Raw genomic sequence first — 1638 nt, forward strand, 5'->3', positions numbered from 1 at the left:
AACGTCCTCCTCCACCAACCGCTGCGACAGGATGATCGCGTCCTCGTAGTTGTGACCCTCCCACGGCATGATCGCCACCAGCAGGTTCTTACCCAGAGCCATCTCACCGTTCTCGGTGCACGGACCATCGGCCAGAACCTGACCGCGCTCCACCCGCTGGCCCTCGTCCACGATCGGACGCTGGTTGGAGCAGGTGCCCTGGTTCGACCGGTTGAACTTGCGCATCCGGTAGCTCTTGCGGGTGCCGTCGTCGGCCATCACGGTGACGTAGTCGGCGGAGACCTCCTCGACCACACCGGCCTTCTCGTTCACCACCACGTCACCGGCGTCGACCGCGGCACGCAACTCCATACCGGTGCCGACGATCGGCGCCTCGGAACGGATCAGCGGAACCGCCTGACGCTGCATGTTCGCGCCCATCAGGGCGCGGTTGGCGTCGTCGTGCTCGAGGAACGGGATCATCGCCGTCGCGACCGACACCATCTGGCGCGGCGAGACGTCCATGAAGTCGACCTCGCTAGCGGCGACGAGCTCGTTCTCCTCGTTGCCACGGCGGCACAGGACCCGATCCTCGAGGAAGCGGCCGTCCGCGCCGACCGGCGAGTTCGCCTGGGCGCGCACGTGGCGGTCCTCTTCGTCGGCGGTCAGGTAGACCACCTCGTCGGTGACCCGGCCGTCGACGACCTTGCGGTACGGGGTCTCGATGAAGCCGAACGGGTTGACCCGCGCGTACACCGACAGCGAACCGATCAGGCCGATGTTCGGGCCTTCCGGGGTCTCGATCGGGCACATGCGGCCGTAGTGCGACGGGTGGACGTCACGGACTTCCAGACCGGCGCGCTCACGGGACAGACCACCCGGGCCGAGCGCCGAGAGACGACGCTTGTGGGTCAGGCCCGACAGCGGGTTGTTCTGGTCCATGAACTGCGACAGCTGGGACGTTCCGAAGAACTCCTTGATCGCGGCGACGACCGGGCGGATGTTGATCAGGGTCTGCGGCGTGATCGCCTCGACGTCCTGAGTGGTCATCCGCTCGCGGACCACGCGCTCCATACGGGAGAGGCCGACCCGGATCTGGTTCTGGATCAGCTCGCCGACGGTGCGCAGGCGGCGGTTGCCGAAGTGGTCGATGTCGTCCACTTCCACCGGGACCTCGACGCCGCCGGGGGCGGTCATGAGCTTGTCACCCGCGTGCAGGCGCACCAGGTACTCGATGGTGTTGACGATGTCTTCCTTCGTCAAGACCGAACCGACGACCTGCTCGCCCAGGTGGATGCCGAGCTTCTTGTTGACCTTGTACCGGCCAACGCGCGCCAGGTCGTAGCGCTTCTCCTTGAAGAACAGGTTCTCCAACAGGGTCTGCGCGGACTCCTTCGTCGGCGGCTCGCCCGGACGCAGCTTGCGGTAGATGTCCAGCAGCGCCTCGTCCTGACCGGCGGTGTTGTCCTTCTCCAGGGTCGACATCATGATCTCGGAGAAGCCGAAGCGCTCGACGATCTCCTCGGTGGTCCACCCCAGCGCCTTGAGCAGCACGGTGACCGGCTGGCGGCGTTTGCGGTCGATGCGCACACCCACGGTGTCGCGCTTGTCCACATCGAACTCCAGCCACGCGCCACGGCTCGGGATGACCCGCACACT

At 66.4% G+C, this 1638-nt stretch carries 1 protein-coding gene; it reads right to left on the minus strand.

The genetic code is table 11. From position 1 onward, the window contains the following. Positions 1 to 1638, minus strand: a 1638-nt coding sequence (rpoB, locus tag ACWESM_RS36585) for a DNA-directed RNA polymerase subunit beta (RefSeq protein ID WP_452495725.1), incomplete at both ends; no start/stop codon positions are given.

Source organism: Nocardia sp. NPDC003999, assembly GCF_053604885.1.